Here is a 6,000-nt window from a genome sequence, read left to right on the forward strand (position 1 = left end):
TAATTTAAAATTTTACCAACGCACTTTTTGCAAAAAACGAATAATAATTGCACTGGTGAGTTAACGTTTGAGAACTTCATGACCGATATTATTTTTACCGATAAACAACCTTCAGCTTTAAACAATCAACTCACCACAAATAAAACTAATTGCCCTTATTGTGGGGTAGGTTGCGGTATTGAAGCCACTGTTGAAAATAATAAGGTTATTGCCGTAAAAGGTAATAAACTGCACCCTGCAAACTTAGGCCGATTATGCGTTAAAGGCTCTTCACTTCATGAAACACAAGGGGTAAAAAATCGAATCTTAAGTCCGCGTATTGATGGCGAAGCTGTAAGTTGGGACCAAGCAACGTCTAAAATAGCCAAACATTTTCAAGAAACAATTGCGCAATACGGCCCAGACTCAGTCGCTTTTTATTTATCAGGGCAGTTACTTACCGAAGACTATTATGTCGCCAATAAACTCATGAAAGGCTTTATTGGCTCAGCCAATGTCGATACCAACTCACGATTATGTATGGCGTCTGCCAGTACAGCTCACAAACGTGCCTTTGGCGAAGATATTGTGGCTGGCTGTTATGACGACTTAAGCGCCGCCGAAGCTATATTTATTATTGGCGCTAACCCCGCTTATGCTCATCCCATTGTTTATCAGCGCATGATTAAAGCGAGGGAAGAAAACCCAACACGTAAAATAGTGGTAATCGACCCACGTAAAACGGCTTCTGCGAAAGATGCCGACTTATATCTGGCGATAAAGCCTGGCAGCGATGCTTATTTCTATAACGGCTTGTTAATGTATTTGGCTGAGCAAGGGCATTTAAATAACGATTATATCGCCAAGCATTGTCAAGGCTTCGAACAAACATTACAAACCGCACAAAGCCAGTTTGCTGATATTTCAGCTGTAGCAAAAGCCTGTGATATTGAGCTTTCATTGTTGCTTGAGAGTTACCAAATTTTTGCCGAAACAGACAAAGTCGTTACTTTTTTCTCGCAAGGCATTAACCAATCATCAAGTGGTGTTGATAAAGGTAATGCCATTATTAATTGTCATTTAGCGACAGGGAAAATAGGGCGAGAAGGTGCTGCTGCGTTTTCAATTACCGGTCAACCCAATGCTATGGGGGGGCGCGAAGTAGGTGGCTTATCAACGCAGCTTGCCGCGCATTTACATTTTGAAAACCCCAATGAAATAGACTTAGTTAAACGTTTTTGGCAAGCCCCTAACATTGCGACTAAGCAAGGGTTAAAAGCGGTAGACTTATTCGACGCGGTAGACTCTGGAAAGATAAAAGCTATTTGGATCATGGCGACTAATCCTGTAGTTAGTATGCCTAATGCTAACCTTGTTAAACGCGCATTAAAAAAATGCCCTATGGTTGTGGTGAGCGAATGTTATGAAAACACTGACACGGTAGCTTATGCTGATGTGGTGTTACCCGCGAGTACTTGGGGTGAAAAACATGGCTCTGTAACCAACTCTGACCGAACCATTTCTGTGCACAAAAGCATGTTAAAAGCACCCGGTGAAGCAAGGCATGATTGGCAAATAATTACCGATGTTGCACATAAGTTAGGCTTTAAATCCGCGTTTAATTATCAACACCCTGTTGATATATTCAAAGAACATGCTGCCTTGTCTGGTTTTGAAAACAGCCACCCTTATGCTGATAAAAGAGCTAAACATGATGTTTACCGCGTTTTTGATATTTCAGCTTTAGCTAACATTTCACAAGCTGATTACGAAAACTTTATACCCACGAAATGGCCGATTAATCAGGCAAACCCAAATGGTGTTAAGCGTTTATTTACCGATGGTGTGTTTGCGACAAAAAATCAAAAAGCTAATTTTATTCCCATTATTGCGCAACTGCCTAAAATATTACCAAGCTCTACTCAAGTAGTGATGAACTCGGGCCGAATTCGAGATCAATGGCACACCATGACCAGAACGGGTCGTGTGGCGAAATTAATGACACATTCAAACGAGCCATATATTGCTGTAAATCCAGAAGATGCTCAGCGCTTTAAATTAGCAGATAAACAACTCGCGATATTGACTAACTTAGACGCTGAATATATTGGCAGAGTCAATATTACTGACGAACAACGCGTAGGTGAAATTTTTGTCCCTATTCACTGGAATGATAATTTTTCAGCATCTGCTCGCGCATCTGCGTTGGTAAACCCTATTACTGATGACATTTGTGGACAGCCTGAATTTAAGCACAGCCCCGTTAACCTCAAGCCCTTTAATACAATATGGTCTGGCTATTTAGTTTCTTCACAAGCAGTAAACTGTTCAACCCAGTACTGGAGTAAAATACAGCTTGAACAAGGTCACAAATATTTATTGTCTGACCAGCAAGCGTTGGCCGAAGATGAAACTTTTTTGGCTAATTTGTATCCGCAGATCACCGACTGGATAGTATTAAAAGACCATCAAAAAAACGTATTACGTATTGCCGGTTTTATCGATAACCAACTGCATTGCTTTTTTGCGGCAAGTACTGATTTAAGCCTGAAATTTAATAGCCGATACATCGAAGATCAATTAAATAAAACTCTACCAATAAAAACTCGCTTTAAGCTAATGTCAGGTATTGATAGTGATGGCAAAGGCGATGTGGGCGACATGATATGCTCTTGTTTTCAGGTGGGTGAAAAAACCATACAAGCAGCGATTAAATCTGGCGATTGTAAGTCGGTAAACAGTTTAGGTGAAAAGTTAAAATGTGGTACTAACTGTGGCTCATGTATTCCTGAATTGAAAACATATTTATTGAACGGTTAACTTTAAAAGCATTTTTTACATCGGTGAAAAGCGAGTACAGCACTTAACATTTCATGAAAATGTTAAGTGTGTATAGGTTCTGACTTCATCTGACAAGCAGTTATGAGCCTAAAACTGGCTTAGTATAACTCGATTAATATCTCTGTTTGAGCACATTGGTGATATTTCAATGAGCCTGACTCCGCAGTTTATATTTATCCTTATTTATTTTGTTACGTCACAAATTTAACTGTGTATTTGTACAGATTAGTGCGATTTCCTGCTTTCATCCAATAAAAAGGAAATATTCTCGTTTATGTCTTTAGCATAACGAGATGTTTTATTAGTAACTTATTGTAGATAGTGAATAAACCAGGTATGTTTTGATTATTATAAAATATGAAAGAAGGATTTTTTCCTTGTTTAAACAAGGATTTTTTCATCATAATAAGCTGTTAGGCTCCTAGAGGAATTTGAGTGAAACTGTTAATTGGGATACTCCATGGAATATTATTTTTAGTTTTTCTTGGACTCTATTGGCACTTACTACCTTTTTGGCAAACAACAGTAACAAGTTCATTTGTAAACTTTATCGTTCAGTATGAGTGGTCAAAAGATGCTTTTTGGTTAGTAGACGGTTTGTACATATTGTTAGCGACAGTTGATTTTTCTATTGCTTCTTTTCTATCTGCAACAGTAATTGGTTTTGGCGTTAAAAAGTTAAATTGGAGTAGTAAGTTAGGATTGTTAGTTTACTTCTGTCCGATTTTAGTAATTGTAATTTTTGACTATTTTTCTCAATTTATCGGTAGATACACTGGAAGTAACTTTGAGTATTTGTGGTATTTGGCGATACCAAGTTTAGTTTTGTACCTTCTGATAAAGAAGCCTAACAATCAAATGCAGCCGACGCCAAACAGCTACTCGACTGATTAGGGCGTTAGGCTTCTTTAAGGATTGTAGTAAAAATGGAGTTTTTCTTGAATACGCTTTTTCTTTTTTTCAAATCAGGTAAAAAGATGCCGTCGCTTTTTATGTATATGTATGGCGTAAATACCGTTACGTTTATTCCTCTTCTATTGTTTGGATTTTGGCCGTGGCCAAATGCAACCTATGAAATCAACGGAGAGGCATTAAGAAAGAATTTAACAGGACACTCACCCTAACTGCAAAAAACTCTTTGCCTAAGTTCACGATTTACCGATTTTAAACGCCATAAAGTTAACAAGTCAGTACTTGAGGTTGCTACTTGCCAGAAAATTGATGTATAAGTATAGTTTGGGTCTAAAGTGGTAGTTTCGTATCTATTTTTAGACAAAATCAGTCATTTGGTCATGACAAAGAGCAAGATATTATAATATCGCTGGTATGTGATTAGGGTTTATTTAGAATGAGTGTCATTATTAATTTCGGAATTAAAAGGACACCCATCCTAAATTGAAATTACAGAACACTGAACTAAACTAAGAAAACCCCACAACATTATCTCAGGGGAATTAAAAGGACACCCATCCTAAATTGAAATTACAGAACACTGAACTAAACTAAGGGGAATTAAAAGGACACCCATCCTAAATTGAAATTACAGAACACTGAACTAAACTAAGAAAACCCCACAACATTATCTCAGGTGAGTTATGGCTACGCCAAGGAAGCAGCAAATCAGTTTAGTAAACACCCCGTATTATCATTGTGTGGCGCGTTGTGTTCGACGTGCTTTTTTATGCGGTGAAGATACTTTATCAGGACAAAGCTTTGAGCACCGTCGAGAATGGATAGAAGAGAAGTTACACTTTCTCAGCCAAGTGTTTGCCATTGACGTTTGTGCTTATGCGGTAATGAGTAATCATTATCATGTGGTGTTATTTATTGATGAAGAAAAAGCCCAACAATGGAGTATGAAAGAGGTGCTTGAGCGCTGGCACCGCTTATACAAAGGCACATTACTCACACAACAATACTGTCGTGGTGATGTACTGCCAAAGCACTTAATGGCTATCGTTGAAGCCACCGCTGAAGTGTATCGCAAACGTCTGATGAAAATCAGCTGGTTTATGGGCTATATCAACGAACACATTGCACGAGCCGCCAACCAAGAAGATAACTGCACAGGCAGGTTCTGGGAAGGTCGGTTTAAATCTCAAGCTTTACTTGATGAAGCCGCACTTGCTGCTTGTATGGCTTATGTTGACTTAAACCCCATTCGCGCCAATATCGCCAACACCCCAGAAGATTCAGCGCACACCAGCGTTAAATTGCGCTGCGAGCAAGCCACACAAAGCCAACAACCCAAAACACTCATGCCCTTTGTTGGAAACCCCAGAGAAAACATGCCCAAAGGCCTACCGTTTGAGCTGACTGACTATTTAAAGTTAATCGAACTCACCGGGCGTTGCATTAGAGAAGATAAGCCCGGCTACATCGACGAAAACCTACCAAGCATACTGAGCCGATTAAACATATCACCTGAAAACTGGCTAATCATCACCACTGAATTTAAAACACAGTTTCATGGTGCAATAGGCCGCGAAGATGTACTCAGTGATTATTGCGAACACCAACAGCTCAAACGACGACAAAACTTAAGCCACTGCAAAAAACTCTTTGCGTAAACTCCAGATTTACCGATTTTAAACACCATAAAGTCAACAAGTCAGAAGGAATTAACAGGACACCCATCCTAAATTGAAATTACAGAACACTGAACTAAACTAAGAAAACCCCCACAACATTATCTCAGGTGAGTTATGGCTACGCCAAGGAAGCAGCAAATCAGTTTAGTAGATACCCCGTATTATCATTGTGTGGCGCGTTGTGTTCGACGTGCTTTTTTATGCGGTGAAGATACCGTATCAGGACAAAGCTTTGAACACAGGCGTGAATGGATAGAAGAGAAGTTACACTTTCTCAGCCAAGTGTTTGCCATTGACGTTTGTGCTTATGCAGTAATGAGTAATCATTATCATGTGGTGTTATTTATTGATGAAGTAAAAGCCAAGCAATGGAGTATGAAAGAGGTGCTTGAGCGCTGGCACCGCTTATACAAAGGCACATTACTCACACAACAGTACTGTCGTGGTGATGTACTGCCAAAACACTTAATGGCTATCGTTGAAGCTACCGCTGAAGTGTATCGAAAGCGTCTAATGAAAATTAGCTGGTTTATGGGCTATATCAACGAAAACATAGCACGAGCCGCCAACCAAGAAGATAACTGCACAG

3 protein-coding genes and 1 pseudogene are annotated in these 6,000 nt (G+C 39.3%); all 4 read left to right on the forward strand.

Annotation, left to right across the window (positions count from 1 at the left end; genetic code table 11):
* The first annotated feature begins 78 nt into the window (after positions 1–78).
* Entirely contained in the window at positions 79–2,799 is a 2,721-nt protein-coding gene (locus B6A32_RS04460; RefSeq protein ID WP_085301491.1) for a nitrate reductase, read from the forward strand.
* A gap of 456 nt (positions 2,800–3,255) precedes the next feature.
* On the forward strand, positions 3,256–3,714 hold the full coding sequence (locus tag B6A32_RS04465) for a hypothetical protein (RefSeq protein WP_085301492.1): 459 nt from the start codon (positions 3,256–3,258) through the stop codon (positions 3,712–3,714).
* A gap of 701 nt (positions 3,715–4,415) precedes the next feature.
* The gene (locus tag B6A32_RS04475; RefSeq protein WP_085301494.1) at positions 4,416–5,390 is read left to right on the forward strand and encodes a transposase; all 975 of its coding nucleotides are present in this window, start codon (positions 4,416–4,418) and stop codon (positions 5,388–5,390) included.
* A gap of 135 nt (positions 5,391–5,525) precedes the next feature.
* Positions 5,526–6,000, forward strand: a pseudogene (locus B6A32_RS04480) (transposase); the annotation flags it as partial.

This window comes from Colwellia polaris (genome assembly GCF_002104515.1).
In the GTDB taxonomy this organism is placed as follows: Bacteria; Pseudomonadota; Gammaproteobacteria; order Enterobacterales; family Alteromonadaceae; genus Cognaticolwellia; species Cognaticolwellia polaris.